Below are 14,595 nucleotides of genomic sequence, written 5' to 3'. Positions count from 1 at the left end.
CATGGGGGGAGGAGGTCAGACCTCCAGTTCACCGGACCAGATGGTCACGGCGTGCCCGGCGAGTTCGACGCGGTCGCCGCGCAGGGTCGTGCGGACGGTCCCCCCGCGCTGCGACACCTGCTCCCCGACGAGCGCGTCCCGGCCGAGCTTGCCCGACCAGTGGGGCGCGAGCACGCAGTGGGCCGAACCGGTGACGGGGTCCTCCGGCACGCCCACCCGGGGGCCGAAGAATCGGGAGACGTAGTCGGCGCGGGTGCCCTCGCCGGACGCCGTCACGATGACGCCCCGGGCCTCGACCTCGGCCAGCCGCGCCATGTCGGGGTCGGCGGCCCGCACCTCCTCGGCCGAGCCGACCTCGACCAGCAGGTCGAACTCGCTGCGGCCGGTCCACACCGGCGTGACGCCGAGAGCCTCGGCGAGGCCGTCCGGCGGCGGGCACGGCGACGCCTGTTTCGCCGGGAAGTCCATCGCGATCAGCCCGTCGTCCGCCTGCTCGGTCGCGAGCACGCCGCTCTTCGTGGAGAACTCCAGCCGCCCGGACTCTCCGAGGGAGTAGAGGACGTGCGCGGTGGCCAAGGTGGCGTGCCCGCACAGCGCGACCTCGACCGCGGGGGTGAACCAGCGCAGCGAGCGCGGACCCTCGTCCCGCCGCAGCACGAAGGCCGTCTCCGAATGGCGCATCTCGGCGGCCACCGCCTGCATCCACTCGTCCGGCACGGTCTCGTCGAGGAGGCAGACCGCGGCGGGATTGCCCCGGAACGGCCGGTCGGTGAAGGAGTCCACGGTGAAGATGCGCATGTCCGCGGATTCTACGGCCGCCCGCCTTCACCAGCGGAATCGCCGATCGCGGCGAGGGTCTCCCGGGCGACCTGGAGCTCCTCGCGGGGCCGTACGACGAGGACCGGCAGGCGGGCGCCAGGCGGGCTGACGACGCGATCCCGGTCCACGTCGGTCACGGCGGGCGGCTCGACGCCGAGCAGCGACAGCCTGCCGCACACCGCCTCGCGCACCTCGGGCTGGTCCCAGCCGATCTCACCGGTGAACACGAGCGCGTCGAGCCGGTCGAGGGCGGCGGTCGAGGCGGCGATCTCCCGGCTCACCCGGTAGCCGAAAACGTCGAGAGCCAGCGTTGCCGCCTCCTCCTTCGAGGCGACCAGGTCGCGGGTGTCGCCGGACAGGCCGCCGGAGAGCCCGAGCAGGCCGGACTCGTGCTCCAGCCCGTCGCGCAGTTCCTCCAGCGTGAGGCGCGAGCCGGACAGCAACCACAGGAGCATGCCGGGATCGACGCTGCCCGAGCGCTTGCTCATGGGCACGCCCTCCAACGGGGTGAACCCCATCGAGGTGTCCACGCTCCGGCCGTTCCGTACGGCGCAGACCGAGCATCCGCCGCCGAGATGCGTGAGGACCAGGTCGACCTCCCCGGCCGGGCGTCCGAGCAGTTCGGCCGCCCGGCGGGTCGCCCACGCGTACGACAGCCCGTGGAAGCCGTAGCGGCGCAGGCCCCACCGGCGCCGCCACTCGGCCGGCAGGGCGTAGGTCGCGGCGGCGGCCGGGAGTCCGGCGTGGAAGGCGGTGTCGGGACACAGCACGTGCGGCACGGACGGCAGCACCCGCCGGGCCGCCTCGACCAGCGCGAGCGCGGGCGGCACGTGTAGCGGCGCGAGATCGGCGTATCCGCGCACGGCCTCCACCACGCCGTCGTCGGCGACCGTCGGCGCGCGGACGGCCTCGCCGCCGTGGACGAGCCGGTGACCGACGGCGGTCACCTCGGCGTCCGCCCCGGACAGGAAGTCCGACAGCGTACGCTCCGCCGCGGCGGGGTCGGGGCTGTGCTCGCTGTGCTCGGTTCGCAGCACGCGGCCGTTCCGCACCAGATGCAGTTGCAGGCTGCTGGAGCCCGCGTTGACGGTGAGCACGGTCGGTGTCATGGCGTCCGTCTTTCCGGCGGCCCGGCGGGCAAACCCCGGCGGGCCGCCGGACAGAGTGGTCGGGGAGATCGGCGGGCCGGGTCGATTACGGACGTACGGCGCAGAGCAGGCGGTTGTCGCCGCGCTGCCACAGCGTCCCGATCTCGGCGAAGCCCGCCGCGCGGAGGGCCTCGACGTGGGTGGACAGGTGGAGCGACTCCGAGCCGTGGTGCGCCGCTGTGGCTGGCCGGGGCGCCGCGACACCGGCGAGGTCGGGGTCGGCGGCGATCGCGTCCCACCACTGACGCCAGTCCTCGGGACGGCCGCCGGCGAAGCGCCGCCGCTCCTCGCTCTCGTGCACGGCCCGCTCCAGCCGCGCCAGCGCCGGAGAGGTGTCCTCCGAGCTGAAGTGGTCGCCGTTGAGGAACAGCCCGCCCGGCCGCAGCACGGTCGCGAGTTCGGCGTACACGGCCCGCAGATCGGGCTCGGCCAGCCAGTGCAGCGCGGTCGTGCTCACCGCCGCGTCCGCCGGGCGGTCGAGGCCGAGCGCCTGGCTCCACCCCGGCTCCCGCAGGTCCAGGTCGGCGAAGCGCAGGCCGTCGCGGTCGCCGTACGCCGCACGGGCCAGCGACAGCAACAGGGGATCGGCGTCGACCGCGACGACCGTGGCCCGGGGAATACGGCTCAGCAGGCGGGCCGACAGCGAGCCGGGGCCGCAGCCGAGGTCGATCACCAGGGGGTCCGGGCGGCCCACGCCCGCCTCGACGGCGTCGATCAGCGCGGTGAAGCGCTCCTCCCGATCGGGGAGGTAGCCCTCCTGCTGGCGGTCCCAACGGTCGATCCACCGGGTGGCGACGTCCAGAGTGAGCATGCCGTCTCCTTGTAACTGACGTGTATTCTTTCGGCAGTTACAACGTAGAACGCAAGGGTGTAACTGGTCAAGTGAACTTTAACAGTCACACTGATGTCGTGGTGGCGGTCGCTGTCGGCCTGGTGAACGCGCTGACCGAGGGCGAGGCACGGGGCCGGCCGTACGAGCCGCCGACGGGTGAGGCGCGGGCCGCCGCGGTCGCCGACGTCCTCACGACCGGCGACAGGCGGGCGCCCGCGGTCACCGAGGCGGAGGCGGGCGCCCTCGCCGAGGTCGCGGGGCGGCTGCGCGGCGTGTTCGAGGCGGTGACGCGGGGCGACGTGGACGCGGCGGCGCTCACCGTGAACGGACTGCTGGCGGAGACCGACGCGCGCCCGCACCTCGACCGGCACGACGGGGAGCCCTGGCACATACACTTCCACGGCGCGGGCGGCACCCTGGCCGGCAACTACGCGGCCAGTTGCGCGACCGGCCTCGCCGTGGTGCTCGGCAGCGAGTTGCACGACCGGCTCGGCGTGTGCACCGCGCCGCACTGCGACCGCGTGTACGTGGACACCTCCCGCAACGGCACCCGCCGCTTCTGCTCCACGGCCTGCCAGAACCGGGTCAAGACGGCCGCCTTCCGGGCGCGCGGCGCCTGACCGCTCCTCCGCGCGGGTTTTCCCGCGCCTTTCCCGAGCCCTGACGGTCCGAACGCCAGGTCCGATCGCCGCCGGACCTCCCGGCCCCGTTGTCGCCATGCTCGACACCATGAACGAGATCAACGACATGAACGGCAAGGCGGCCCTGGTCACCGGGGGCGGCCGGGGGATCGGTGCGGCCGTCGTCCTGAAGCTGGCCGAGCGCGGCGCCGATGTGGCGCTCACCTACGAACGCGACCAGGACAGCGCGGCAGCCGTGGCCGAGAAGGTGAAGGGGATGGGCCGGCGGGCGCTGGTCATCCGGGCCGACAACGGCGACGCGGAGGCGGTCGTCGCGGCCGTGGACGAGGCCGCCGCCGAGTTCGGCCGGCTCGACGTCCTCGTGAACAACGCGGCGGTCTTCCACGTCGCGCCGATCGAGGACCTGGGGCCGGAGGAGGTCGACCGTACGCTCGCGGTCAACGTGCGCGGGCCGTTCCTGGCCGCGCGGGCGGCGGCGGGCCACATGACCGAGGGCGGCCGGATCATCACCGTCGGGAGCAACGTCGCCGAGCGGACCGTCTTCCCCGGGTTCACCCTGTATGCCATGAGCAAGACGGCCATGACCGGAATGACCAAGGGGCTCGCCCGCGACCTCGGGCCGCGCGGCATCACGGTCAACATCGTCAACCCCGGCCCGACCGACACCGCCTCGAACCCGGCGGACAGCCCCATGGCGGACACGGTCCGGGGGCTGACGGTCCTCGGCCGCTACGCGGCGCCGGACGACATCGCCGAGACCATCGCCCACCTGGCGGGCGATGGCGGGCGCTACGTCACCGGCGCGACGATCAACGTCGACGGCGGCTGGGCCGTCTGACGTCCGTCCGGGCACATCACTCGGACGAGGAGCGGAGATCTCGCGGCCGGCTCGCCCGGCTGGAACGGCCGCGAGATCTCATGCGCGGCTCCGGGCGCCGGTGGAGGACGGGGCCGGAGCCCGTCCATGACGGTCAGGTGTCAGGCGTCGGCGGCTTCGACGTCGGCGACCACGCACGAGATGTTGTCGGGTCCGCCGCCCTCGTTGGCCAGCTCGATGAGCCGGCGGACCGTCTCCTGCGGATCGGCCACCGTGGTGAGCACGTGGTGCAGCGCCTCAGGTTCCAGCACGGAGGTCAGCCCGTCGGAGCACAGCAGGTAGCGGTCGCCCGGGAACGCCTCGCGCAGCGACAGGTCCGGCTCGGCCAGGCCGCTCGTCTCCAGCGCCCGCAGCAGCAGGGAGCGGCGCGGATGGCGGGCGGCCTGGTCGGGGCTCATCCGCCCGTCGTCCACCAGCGACTGCACCAGCGTGTGGTCGCGCGTGATCTGGTAGAGCGCACCGTCACGCAGCATGTACGCCCGCGAGTCGCCCACGTGGGCCAGGGCGAACTTCCCGTGGCCGTCCCACAGCATCGCGGTGACCGTGGTGCCCATCCGTTCGAGCGCCGGGTCCTGCGCGGCGAGGTCGCCCAGGCGCTGCCCCGCCTCCCGTACGGCGTCCGCGAGGGCGGCCACGGGGTCGGCGGGAGCCGGGCCGTCCTCCAGTCCGGCCAGTGTGGAGATGACGGCCGCGCTGGCGACCTCGCCGTGTCCGTGCCCGCCCATCCCGTCGGCGATGGCGAGCAGACGCTCGCCGGCGTGCACCGAATCCTCGTTGTTGGCACGCGAGCGCCCGACGTCCGACCCAGCGGCGTACCGAATACGGTTGTGCGTCATGGTTTTGAGTAAACCATTGGTTGAGTGACTTCACAAGCACAGTGCTAGGCTCGTGTTCATGAGCCACGACGCCCAGGCGGACAACACGGCGGACACGACGGCGGGTCCTGTCGCCGCCAGCCCGCTCGAGGCCGCCGTCGAAGCAGCGGTCGAAGCGACCGTGAACGCGGGCGACATCGCCCGGCTCGCCGACGTCGGCAGGGCCGCGGTCAGCAACTGGCGGCGCCGCTACGAGGACTTCCCCCAGCCGGTCGGAGGTACCGCCTCCAGCCCGCTTTTCTCGCTGCCCGAAGTGGAGGCGTGGCTGCGCAGGAACGGCAAGTCGTTCGAGGTGTCCCAGGGCGACCGCGTCTGGCAGCGGCTGCGCGCGTCGGCCGACGACCTGCGCCTGGGCGAGGTGCTGGGGGAGGTCGGGGCGTTCCTGCTCTACACGCTCCGCGACCCGGACGGCTGGAAGCGGCTGTCCGCCGCCCCCGACCTCGCCGTACGGCTCCCGCGCGCGGTGGCCGAGGCGACCGCCGACCTGCCCCCGCGCACGGGGGAGGCGACGCCGGTCGAGCCCGGCCTGCTCCTGCTGGTCGCCGGGATGGCCGAGCGGAACGGCGCGGCCGGCGCGTTCGAGTTCCTGTGCGAGCGGTACGCCGAGGCGCACAGCCGCAGGCTGGCACTGACCCGGCCCGACGTGGCCGCCCTGATGACCCGGCTGGCCTGCCCGGGGGCGCGCACGGTGCTCGACCCCGCGTGCGGCATGGGCACGCTCCTGCTGGACGCCGCCGGGGCCGGTGCGGCGGGGGACGAGGCGCGGCTGCTCGGCCAGGACGCCAACGAGACGGTCGCGCTGCTCGCCGCGCTGCGGCTGCTGCTGCGCGGGCGGGACGCCCGGGTCGTCCCCGGGGACGCGCTGCGGCACGACGCGTTCCCGCCGGACCGGCCGATGGACGGGCTCGGGGACAGGCTCGGGGACGCGCTCGTGGACGCGGTGGTGTGCGACCCGCCGTTCAACGAGCGGGCCTGGGGCCACGAGGACCTCATCGGCGATGCCCGCTGGCAGTACGGCATGCCCCCGCGCGGCGAGCCGGAGCTGGCCTGGGTGCAGCACTGCCTCGCCCACGTGCGGCCCGGCGGGCTCGTGGCCATCCTGATGCCGGGCGCCGCCGCGAGCCGCCGCCCGGGACGTCGCATCCGGGCGAACCTGCTGCGGACGGGCGCGCTGCGGGCGGTCTTCACGCTGGCGCCCGGAGGCCCCGACCTGTGGCTGCTGCGCCGTCCCGAGCCGGGGGAGCGGCAGCCCGGCGCGATCCTCGTGGCCGACGCGGGAGATGACCCGGCCGGCGTCGAAACGGTCTGGCGGGCCCACCTCGCGAAGACCGAGCTCCCGCGCGGTGGCCGCACGGTCCGGATCATCGACATCCTCGACGACGAGGTGGACGTGAGCCCGGCGCGGCACCTGTCACCCCGGAACGACACGCGGGGCTTCCCGGACGCCAGGGAGCGCTTCCGGGACGCGCTCGCGGCGCTGGCCGGCGACGTGCCCGACCTGGAGGTGCTCACCGGCGGCGCGGCGGGCTGGGACGCGTCGTGGGCGACCGTGGCGGAGATGGCCAGGTCCGGGCTGGTCACCATCCGGCATTCGACGCTGCGGGCGCTGCCCGCCGACGTCCCCGGCGGCGACATCCCCGGCGGTGCGGTGGCCGAGGGCGGGGTGCCCGTGCTGACGGCCGACGACGTCGCGGCCGGGACGGCGCCGTCGCGGCGGATCCCGCGCGCCCCCGGCCTGGTCGCCGTACGGCCGGGAGACGTCGTGGCGTCGGCCGTCACCGCTCGGGTGGTGACGGGGGAGGGCTCGGTCCTGGGCCCTCACCTCAGCCTCTTCCGCGTCGCTCCGGGCAAGGTGGATCCCGAGTTCCTGGCCGGGTTCCTGCGCTACGCGGCGGGCGGCGGCCGGCCGCATCTGGGCAGCAGCCGCGTGGAGGCCCGCCGGGCCCGCGTCCCCCAGCTTCCCCTGGCCGTCCAGCGCACGTACGGCACGGCCTTCCGGCGGCTGCTCGCGCTGGAGGACGGCCTGCGGGAGGCGGCCGCCGCGGGGGAGGCGCTCGCCCGCCTCGGCGTCGAGGGCCTGATCGACGGACGCCTGCGCCCTCGTGGGTGACGCGGTCCGGAGCCTGCCGGCTGAGAGAGTCCTGTCCACCCGGCCGCTGAGCCCGAGCATCGCGGACGAATCCGGTAGCTTTTTCCCCGATAGGCCGACGGGAGGGGCGCATGGTCATCGGCGACCGGTATGAGCTGGACGACCTCCCCCTGGGGCAGGGCGGCATGGGCGCCGTGTACGGCGGGCACGACCGGCGGCTCGACCGCAAGGTGGCGGTGAAGTTCCTGCGGCTGCCCGACGGCCCGGACGAGGAGTTGCAGCGCCGGTTCATCCGCGAGGCGCGGATCCTCGCGAAGCTCGACCATCCGGGCGCGCCCGTCCTGTACGACTTCGGCACCTACGAGCAGCGGCTCTTCCAGGTCATGCAGTTCATCGAGGGCGTGACGGTCGCCGACCTGCTGAGCGAGCACGGCCCGCTGCCGGTGCCGTGGGCCGCGGCCATCGCCGCCCAGGCGTGCGCCGTGCTGACCGCCGCCCACGAGCTGTCGATCTGCCACCGGGACCTCAAGCCGACCAACCTCATGCTCTGCCCGGACGGCAGCGTGAAGCTCCTCGACTTCGGGCTCGCCATGCTGCGGGAGGCGGACGTCGCGGGTAGGACGGCGCAGTTCACCCGGATCGGCCAGATCCTCGGCACCCCGGCGTACATGTCTCCGGAGCAGATCCAGCGGGGCGTCGCCGGGCCGAAGAGCGACCTGTACTCCCTCGGCTGCGTGCTGCACGAGATGCTGACCGGCAACCAGCTGTTCACCGGGCCCACCGAGTACGCCGTGTTCGACAAGCAGGTGAAGGAACGGCCGCCCCGGGTGCCGGGGGTCCCCGCCGAGCTGGACCGCCTGATCGCCGAACTGCTGGAGAAGGAGCCGGACAACCGGCCGTCCGACGCGCACACGCTGTTCGAGCGGCTGCAGCCGTTCGCGGTCGACCTGCCCCCGCTGCCCGGCTTCCTCAACCCGTCGTCGGTCCCCAGCCCCGGGCGTATGTACGCCCAGATGGTCGGCCGCGTCCGCTGAAGGGTCCGCCGGAAGCGCTCACCCGCGCCAGGCCGTCAGGACCTCCTCGACCCGGGGGCGGATCCGCTCGCGGGCCGTCATCCGCGGTGTCCCGGCCATCAGCAACTCGTCGTAGTCGGTGTCCAGATGCCGCACGCTCGCGATCACGGCGAGCGTGATGGCGTTCTCGTCCAGCACGCGGGCGGCGGCGGTGCGGCCCACCCGCCCGCTGCCGCGTACGGCGGCGTGCGCGGCGATGGCCTCGGCCCGCTCGGCCGGGCAGCGGGGGAACAGGCGGCGGATCTCCGCCGCCATCCTCGCCTGGAACTCGGCGTCCTCGCCGGCGCGGCGCTCGCGGTCGCGCTCGCGGCGGCGCAGCCGCGCCTCCTCGTCGGCCAGGCACTGCTCCTCGGCCCGCGTCAGCGCCTCCTCCTCGACCAGCACGCCGAGCCGCTCGTACCGCTTGCGCCGCCGGTTGAAGCGGACCACCACCGCCGACAGGCCGCTCTCCTTCTTGGCGCGGCGGCTCAGCGCCGCGTTCCCCGCCGGAAGGAAGCACAGATGGTCCATGTCGGCGCAGGTCAGACAGTGCGGCCGGTCGCCCTCCATGATCAGGTAAGGTCCGGTGTCCCCACACCCGGCGCAGGTCCACGCGTCCAGCGGCGCCACGGCCACGAGGTCGGGGGCCTTGCTCTGCCGTTCGGCGATCTGCCGCCGCCGCGCCTCGCTCAGGTCGGGCGACAGCCAGTGGACGCGGAAGGCGCGCTCCAGGTCCTCGTCGCCCGCCGCGGTGAAGCGCAGCGGTCGCCGGTCACGGGTGCCCGCCGTGTACGCCGCCTCGCTCTCCACCAGGTCGCGGGACACGGCCCACGCGCGCAGATGCGACAGGGCCTCGGCCATCCGGGCGGCGTCCACGGCGGCCAGCCGTTCCAGGCTGTCGGCGCGGCCCTGCCGCCAGGTCTCCACGTGGCGGTCGTGCAGCCACCGCAGGCCGGTGAGGACGTCGATCGGGGTCACGTACTTGCGGGTGGCCAGGGCGATCTCCGCCGCCTGGGCCACCCGTCCGCCGAGCTTGCTGCGCATTCCTCCAAGAGTGCCCTATGCCGGCGTGCGCGTACGCCGGTTCACGGCGGCCAGCAGCCCCACGGCCGCCAGGCTGGAGATCGTGGCCGACCCGCCGTACGACACGAACGGCAGCGGCAGCCCCGCGACCGGCAGCAGGCCCATGGTCATCCCCACGTTCACGAACGTCTGGAACGCCAGCCAGCACACCACCCCGCCGGCCACGACCGTGCCGAACGGCGAGGGGCTCTTGGCCGCGATCCACAGGCCGCGCCACAGCAGGGCGAGCATCAGCAGGATCACGCAGGCGGCGCCGAGGAAGCCGAGCTCCTCGCCCGCGACCGTGAAGATGAAGTCGGTGTGCTGCTCGGGCACGAAATGGCCCGCCGTCTGCTCGCCGTGGAACAGGCCCTTGCCGAGCAGCCCTCCGGAGCCGATCGCGATCCTGGCCTGGGTGGCGTTGTAGCCCACGCCCATCGGGTCGGCGTCCGGGTCGGCCAGCACCATCAGGCGCTGGAGCTGGTAGGGCCGGATGAGGTCGAGCCGCCACACCAGGAGCAGCCCGGCGGCCCCGGCGGCGGCGAACGCCGCGAACCATCTCTTGGGCGCGCCGGACACCGCGATCATCCCGGTGGTCAGCACCAGGAAGACGAGCGCGGTGCCGTGGTCGGGCTGCAGCGCGATCAGGCCGACAGGCAGCGCGGCGAGGCCGAGGGCGAGCAGCACGGCCCCGGCGCCCGGCCTGCGCTCGCCGTCCCGCCGCTCGCCGAGCGCCGTCGCGAGCGCGAGCACCGTGGCGGCCTTGGCGAACTCGGACGGCTGGAACTGCAGCCCGTCGCCGAGCACGATCCACGCGTGCGAGCCGTTGATCGTACGGCCCAGCGGGGTCAGCACGGCGACCAGCCCGACTAGCCCGAGCAGGTACAGCACCGGGACGTAGGCCCGCAGCACCCGCAGGTCGATCCGCGAGACGGCCCACATGAGCGCGAAGCCGATGCCCACGCTGAGCGCCTGCCGCTGCGGCAGCGTCGAGCCCGGCTCGTTGCGGGTGGCCGACCACACGAGCAGCAGCCCGATCGCCGACAACGCGGCCGCGGGCAGCACCAGGCCCCAGGCGGGGAAGAAGGCGAGGCGCGCGGCCCACGCCCTGCGCCTGGTCGCGCGGCTCGCCGGCAGCCGTACGGACAGGGGACCGAGCGTCGTCATCGCTTCCTCTTGTCCTTCTTCTTGTCGTGCTTCTTGTCGTGAGCGAGGGCGGCGATGCCCTCCCAGATCTCCCGGGCGGCGGGGGCCGCCGTGGTCCCGCCCGTGCCGCCCTGCGAGACGACGACCACCACGACGTACTTCGGCTTCTTCACCGGGCCGAAGGAGGCGAACCACGAGGTGTCCTGCCTGCCGTACGCCTCGGCGGTGCCGGTCTTCCCGGCGACCGGCAGGCGCTTGAACGCGTAGCCCTCGAACGCGCCCGCGGCCGTGCCGGAGCGCGGCACGCCGGCGAGCGAGTCGCGGATGAATCGCAGCGTCTTGCGCGAGGCGTCGATCCTGCCCACGACGGGCGGGGTGATCGTGCGGACCACGGTGCCGTCGGGGCGCACGACCTGCTTGCCGATCCTGGGGCTGAAGACCGTGCCGCCGTTGGCGAGCGCCGCGTATCCGCGGGCGAGCTGCAGCGGCGTCACCAGCACGTCACCCTGGCCGATGGAGAAGTTGGCCGCGTCGCCGGCCCACCAGACCCCGCCGGAGCGGCAGTTGTCCGCGGCGAGCGCCTTGAGGTAGGCCGCCCGCTTGCGGTCGGACAGCTCCGGATAGCCGGTCTTGGCACGCCGGCAGGAGTCCGCCTTGGTCCGCTCCCAGTTGGCCTTCTTCCAGGCGCGGTCGGGCACCCTTCCCGGCGCCTCGTGCGGCAGGTCGACGCCGGTGGCGGCGCCGAACCCGAACTCCCTGGCCATCGCCTGCATCGGGTCCTTGGGACGTTTGACCGGCTTGAGCCCGCCGTCGCGCCGCCACATCTTCTCGGCGAACCGGTAGAAGATCGTGTCGCACGACACCACCAGGGCCCGGCGCATGTCCATCCGGCCCAGTTCGGCGCTCTCGAAGTTGTGGAACACCCGGCCGCCGATTTTGTAGCCGCCCGGGCAGTCGTAGGAGGACCGCAGCGAGTAGCCCGCCTTCGCCGCCGCGGCCGTCGAGGTCACCTTCCACGTCGAGCCCGGCGGCCACTGCCCCTGCACGGCGGCGCTGACCAGCGGCAGGTCCTCGTAGTCGTGCTGGGAGATGCCCCCGGTCCACACGCCCGGGTCGTAGGTGGGATAGTCGGCGATCGCCGTCACCCGCCCGGTCTTCGCCTCCAGCACCACCGCCGCGCCGCTGTCGGCGGGCTCGCCCCGCTTGCGCGCGGCGGCCACGGCCCGGGTCAGCGCTCGCTCGGCCACCTCCTGGATGCGCGCGTCGATGCTGGTCACCAGCGTGTCCCCGGCCACGGCGGCCTCCTCGCGGATCAGGCCGGTGACCTTGCCCGTGCTGTCCACCGCCACCTGCCTGATCCCGGTGCGCCCGGCCAGCTCGCGGTCGTACTGCGCTTCGAGGCCGTCGCGGCCGATCAGCTCGGGGCCGCCCTCGGGGTCGTCGGGGGAGGGCGGCTGCAGGTAGCCGAGCACGTGCGCCGCGGCCGAGCCGAGCGGGTAGGTCCTGACCGGCCGCAACGCCGTGCTGACGCCGGGGAACTCGTCCTGCCGCTCCGCGATCCACAGCGCCGTGCGCACGCTCACGTCGTCCGCGACGACGATCGGCTGGTACGGCGAGCCGGGCCAGCACGGCCGGGGCACGTCCCGGGCGCACAGCCGCGCCCGGTCGGCGATCTCCTGATAGGGCCGGCCCAGGGCCCGGGCGAGCCGGGTCAGCACGTCCGTCCCCCCGTCGGGCTGGTGGATGAGAGCCATGTAGTCCACCGACACCTGGGGTTTGGTCTCGTTGGCCACCAGCGGCCGGCCGTGTGCGTCGACGATCTGCCCCCGCACCGGCGGCAGGACGACCGAGCGCACCCGCGACTCCGTGGCCGCCCTGACGTACGACGGGCCGGTGACGATCTGCAGGTACCACAAACGGCCGAGCAGGGTCAGCATGAGCGCGGTCACCACGACGAACACGAGCGTGAGACGGCCCTGGGGCCGGTGACGACCCCGGTCCGAAGGGCGCTGCCGGGCGGTCCTACGCAAGCCGCCTCCCCCGGCCGTACGGATCGCGCGGTCTGTCCCGCGACCTCGGCACCCGCCCGAACGAACGACGGCGGGGCAGCAGGGCGAGCGCCGCCACCACGAGCGCGGCCAGGCCGACGGTCCAGGCGACGGCGCCGGGCGCGAGGGCCGTGCCCCACGGCGTGCCGTCGAGCAGGGCCGCGAGCACGCCCCCGGCGAGCGTGGCGCCCAGGGCCACGGCGGCGGCGACGGCGGCGCGCCGCCCGGCCGTGCCGTCCGCGGTGACCCGCGCGCACACCCACCCGGCCAGGCACAGGACCAGGGCGAGCCGCCCTATGGTGTGGTCGGCGGGCGGCGCGATGTCGGCGGCCAGGCCCGCGGCGAACCCCAGGAACGCCCCCGCTCCGGGCCGCAGATGCGGCGCGAGCGCGATGACGCCGACCAGCACGACGTCGGGCCCGCCGCCGGGCAGCGACAGGCCGTTCACCACGGCGACCTGGAGCACCGGTGCGACGAGGACGACGAGAACGGACAGCACGACCGCCTTCATCAGGCCCCCTTCGCCTTCTTCGAGCCGCCCTCGTCTCTGTCCGCGCCTTTGTCTCCGTCCCCGGCCTTCGTCGTGCCCTTACCGGCGGACGCGTCCACCGCCGCGCCGTCCGGCTGCGGTCCCAGCACCACGGTGACGAGGTCGAGCGCGGTGAACCGGGCGAAGGGACGCACGAGCGCCGTCCTGGTCAGCGCGTCCGGCGCGGGCTCGACCGTGACCACCGTGCCGATCGGCACGTCCGGCACGTACGGCCGCATGTCGCGCGAGCCCAGCGTCACCACCCGGTCGCCGGGCTTCACCTCGGCCGAGGGGTTGAGCAGGCTCAGCCGCAGCAGCCCGCGCTCGGGGACGCCGGTCACCAGGCCGACCTCCCGCGAGCCCTCGAGCCGCGCGCCGATCGACGCGCCGGAGGCCGTGGCGAGCTGCACCGTGGCCGTGCCGGGCCCGGACCGCAGGACCCGGCCGACCAGCCCGTTCCCGTCGAACACGGTCATGTCGCGGGCGACGCCGGCGTCGGCGCCGGTGTCGACGGTGACCGTGCCGTCCCGGCCGAAGCCGATGACGTGGGCCGGCACGACCCGGTAGCCGTCCGCCTGAGCGGGGGAGGGCGTCGTCCCGCGGGCGGCCAGCAGGTCGGCGCGCAGCCGGGCGTTCTCGCGTTCGAGTTCCTCCAGGCGGCGCTCGCCAGACGCCCAGCGGACGCCGGCGGACGCCGCGTCCTCCAGCCCGCCGTACACGGCCGACCCGAACGCACGCAGCGGCGCGAGCGGGGTGACGGTGTCGGCGACGATCAGGGCGGCGGAGACGAGCGCCAGCAGCGCGGGCGCCCGGCGACCGGCGGCCCTCATCGACGCGTTTCGGGGAGGAACACGTCCTGCATGTCGTCGAAGCGCTCGACGCACCGGCCCGCGCCGAGCACCACCGACTGGAGCGGCTGGTCGACGAGGTGGATCGGCATGCCGACGGCCTTCTCCAGCCGTTCGGCCAGCCCGTCGAGCAGCGCGCCGCCGCCGGTCAGCACGATGCCGTTGTCGATCAGATCGCCCGCCAGCTCGGCCGGGCACTGGTCCAGCGTGCTCTGCACGGCGTCGACGATCGTCTGGACCTGGTCCTCGATCGCCTCCCTGACCTGCGCCCGGTTGATCGTCGCGGTCTTCGGCAGGCCGGTCACCAGGTCGCGGCCCCGGATCGGCAGCGGTGTGGTGTCGTCGCCGCCCGGCCGTGCGCTGCCCAGCTTGATCTTGATGTGCTCGGCCGTGCGCTCGCCGAGCATCAGGGAGTGTTCCTTCTTGACGTAGTTGACGATCGCTTCGTCGAGCTCGTCGCCGCCGACCCGCACGGACTTCGACACGACCACCCCGCCGAGCGAGACGATCGCGACCTCCGTCGTGCCGCCGCCGATGTCCACGACCATGTTGCCGGTCGTGTCGCCAACGTTGAGTCCCGCGCCGATCGCCGCGGCCATCGGCTCCTCGATGATGTGGACGCGGCGGGC

At 74.2% G+C, this 14,595-nt stretch carries 14 protein-coding genes; 4 read left to right on the top strand and 10 right to left on the bottom strand.

Translation table 11 applies throughout. The features are described from left to right. Window positions 1-15: 15 nt before the first annotated feature. The 3 genes from Msi02_RS09615 to Msi02_RS09605 form a co-directional block, all read right to left on the bottom strand. Window positions 16-798 (bottom strand): PhzF family phenazine biosynthesis protein, encoded by a 783-nt coding sequence (locus Msi02_RS09615; protein WP_204048018.1) that lies wholly within the window; start codon window positions 796-798, stop codon window positions 16-18. 11 nt (window positions 799-809) lie between these two features. Next, window positions 810-1,928 carry an acetate/propionate family kinase gene (locus tag Msi02_RS09610; protein ID WP_204048017.1) on the bottom strand — a complete coding sequence of 373 codons (1,119 nt, stop codon included), beginning with the start codon at window positions 1,926-1,928 and terminating at the stop codon, window positions 810-812. A gap of 85 nt (window positions 1,929-2,013) precedes the next feature. After that, window positions 2,014-2,778: a class I SAM-dependent methyltransferase gene (locus tag Msi02_RS09605; RefSeq protein ID WP_204048016.1), complete on the bottom strand. Its 765-nt coding sequence runs from the start codon at window positions 2,776-2,778 to the stop codon at window positions 2,014-2,016. A 98-nt stretch (window positions 2,779-2,876) separates the two neighbouring features. Here Msi02_RS09605 and Msi02_RS09600 point away from each other — a divergent pair, with 98 nt between their 5' ends. Both Msi02_RS09600 and Msi02_RS09595 read left to right on the top strand, forming a co-directional pair. After that, window positions 2,877-3,419, top strand: a complete 543-nt coding sequence (locus Msi02_RS09600) for a CGNR zinc finger domain-containing protein (protein WP_308441792.1) — start codon at window positions 2,877-2,879, stop codon at window positions 3,417-3,419. Between the two features lie 109 nt (window positions 3,420-3,528). Further along, window positions 3,529-4,278, top strand: a complete 750-nt coding sequence (locus Msi02_RS09595) for an SDR family NAD(P)-dependent oxidoreductase (protein WP_204048014.1) — start codon at window positions 3,529-3,531, stop codon at window positions 4,276-4,278. Window positions 4,279-4,418: 140 nt separating this feature from the next. Here the strand turns inward: Msi02_RS09595 and Msi02_RS09590 are convergent, their stop codons facing one another. Beyond that, a complete protein-coding gene (locus tag Msi02_RS09590) occupies window positions 4,419-5,153 on the bottom strand; it encodes a PP2C family protein-serine/threonine phosphatase (RefSeq protein WP_204048013.1) in 735 nt (244 codons plus the stop codon). A gap of 58 nt (window positions 5,154-5,211) precedes the next feature. Here Msi02_RS09590 and Msi02_RS09585 point away from each other — a divergent pair, with 58 nt between their 5' ends. Further along, a complete protein-coding gene (locus tag Msi02_RS09585; RefSeq protein ID WP_204048012.1) occupies window positions 5,212-7,302 on the top strand; it encodes an HsdM family class I SAM-dependent methyltransferase in 2,091 nt (696 codons plus the stop codon). A gap of 110 nt (window positions 7,303-7,412) precedes the next feature. Continuing rightward, window positions 7,413-8,315 carry a serine/threonine-protein kinase gene (locus Msi02_RS09580; RefSeq protein WP_079319816.1) on the top strand — a complete coding sequence of 301 codons (903 nt, stop codon included), beginning with the start codon at window positions 7,413-7,415 and terminating at the stop codon, window positions 8,313-8,315. An 18-nt stretch (window positions 8,316-8,333) separates the two neighbouring features. On the opposite strand, the gene Msi02_RS09575 is transcribed toward Msi02_RS09580, so the two are convergent. The 6 genes from Msi02_RS09575 to Msi02_RS09550 form a co-directional block, all read right to left on the bottom strand. Further along, window positions 8,334-9,377 (bottom strand): DUF2293 domain-containing protein, encoded by a 1,044-nt coding sequence (locus Msi02_RS09575; protein WP_204048011.1) that lies wholly within the window; start codon window positions 9,375-9,377, stop codon window positions 8,334-8,336. Window positions 9,378-9,392: 15 nt separating this feature from the next. Next, window positions 9,393-10,562, bottom strand: coding sequence for a rod shape-determining protein RodA (gene rodA / locus Msi02_RS09570; protein ID WP_204048010.1), 1,170 nt, complete (start codon window positions 10,560-10,562; stop codon window positions 9,393-9,395). Beyond that, entirely contained in the window at window positions 10,559-12,571 is a 2,013-nt protein-coding gene (mrdA, locus tag Msi02_RS09565) for a penicillin-binding protein 2 (RefSeq protein ID WP_204048009.1), read from the bottom strand. Before mrdA ends, rodA begins: the two co-directional genes overlap by 4 nt. Continuing rightward, window positions 12,564-13,100, bottom strand: coding sequence for a rod shape-determining protein MreD (gene mreD / locus Msi02_RS09560; RefSeq protein ID WP_204048008.1), 537 nt, complete (start codon window positions 13,098-13,100; stop codon window positions 12,564-12,566). Before mreD ends, mrdA begins: the two co-directional genes overlap by 8 nt. Further along, window positions 13,100-13,948 (bottom strand): rod shape-determining protein MreC, encoded by an 849-nt coding sequence (mreC, locus tag Msi02_RS09555; RefSeq protein ID WP_204048007.1) that lies wholly within the window; start codon window positions 13,946-13,948, stop codon window positions 13,100-13,102. Before mreC ends, mreD begins: the two co-directional genes overlap by 1 nt. After that, on the bottom strand, window positions 13,945-14,595 hold a 651-nt coding region (locus tag Msi02_RS09550), incomplete at its 5' end, for a rod shape-determining protein (RefSeq protein ID WP_204048006.1). The genes Msi02_RS09550 and mreC, both read right to left, overlap by 4 nt.

This window comes from Microbispora siamensis (assembly GCF_016863095.1).
GTDB classification, from domain to species: Bacteria; Actinomycetota; Actinomycetes; order Streptosporangiales; family Streptosporangiaceae; genus Microbispora; species Microbispora siamensis.
Note: the sequence above shows the minus strand (reverse complement) of the source record. Positions and strands in the feature narration are given on the sequence as shown.

What these genes read in the sequence shown, in the direction of transcription:
- Msi02_RS09615 (WP_204048018.1), bottom strand. Translation starts at nt 798, where the DNA reads ATGCGCATCTTCACCGTGGACTCCTTCACCGACCGGCCGTTCCGGGGC.
- rodA (WP_204048010.1), bottom strand. Translation starts at nt 10,562, where the DNA reads ATGACGACGCTCGGTCCCCTGTCCGTACGGCTGCCGGCGAGCCGCGCG.
- Msi02_RS09595 (WP_204048014.1), top strand. Translation starts at nt 3,529, where the DNA reads ATGAACGAGATCAACGACATGAACGGCAAGGCGGCCCTGGTCACCGGG.
- Msi02_RS09580 (WP_079319816.1), top strand. Translation starts at nt 7,413, where the DNA reads ATGGTCATCGGCGACCGGTATGAGCTGGACGACCTCCCCCTGGGGCAG.
- Msi02_RS09610 (WP_204048017.1), bottom strand. Translation starts at nt 1,928, where the DNA reads ATGACACCGACCGTGCTCACCGTCAACGCGGGCTCCAGCAGCCTGCAA.
- mreC (WP_204048007.1), bottom strand. Translation starts at nt 13,948, where the DNA reads ATGAGGGCCGCCGGTCGCCGGGCGCCCGCGCTGCTGGCGCTCGTCTCC.
- Msi02_RS09605 (WP_204048016.1), bottom strand. Translation starts at nt 2,778, where the DNA reads ATGCTCACTCTGGACGTCGCCACCCGGTGGATCGACCGTTGGGACCGC.
- Msi02_RS09575 (WP_204048011.1), bottom strand. Translation starts at nt 9,377, where the DNA reads ATGCGCAGCAAGCTCGGCGGACGGGTGGCCCAGGCGGCGGAGATCGCC.
- Msi02_RS09590 (WP_204048013.1), bottom strand. Translation starts at nt 5,153, where the DNA reads ATGACGCACAACCGTATTCGGTACGCCGCTGGGTCGGACGTCGGGCGC.
- mreD (WP_204048008.1), bottom strand. Translation starts at nt 13,100, where the DNA reads ATGAAGGCGGTCGTGCTGTCCGTTCTCGTCGTCCTCGTCGCACCGGTG.
- Msi02_RS09585 (WP_204048012.1), top strand. Translation starts at nt 5,212, where the DNA reads ATGAGCCACGACGCCCAGGCGGACAACACGGCGGACACGACGGCGGGT.